Origin of the sequence: Virgibacillus sp. 7505, from assembly GCF_002272135.1 — a bacterium.
Taxonomy (GTDB): Bacteria; Bacillota; Bacilli; order Bacillales; family Amphibacillaceae; genus Terribacillus.
This window is the reverse complement of record NZ_NPBF01000305.1, coordinates 1-237: the sequence shown is the minus strand read 5'-3', so window position 1 is coordinate 237 and position 237 is coordinate 1. Positions and strand designations below refer to the sequence as shown.

The 237-nt window shown below is 52.7% G+C and carries 1 protein-coding gene; it reads right to left on the bottom strand.

All coding sequences use genetic code 11. The annotated features are described in order from the left end of the window. Positions 1-237: ATP-binding cassette domain-containing protein (locus CHH91_RS19070; protein ID WP_141234251.1), on the bottom strand; the 237-nt coding region annotated here is incomplete at both ends.

The window sequence follows — 237 nt, the reverse complement described above, 5'->3', positions numbered from 1 at the left end:
TAATAGCGAAAGCCATTCCCTTTGCCCAGCCGGATCTAGCATGGAAGTGGCTTCATCGAGAACGAGAATGTCTGGGTCAGGTGCTAGCACACCCCCAAGGGCAACTCGTTGCTTTTGACCACCTGATAAGCGGCTCACATCCCGCTTTAGCAATGTTTCAATGCCTAGTTCCTTTGCCACTGCTGCAACACGCCGTGAAATTTGCTCAGGTGGCCACCCACGGTTTTCCAGCCCAAA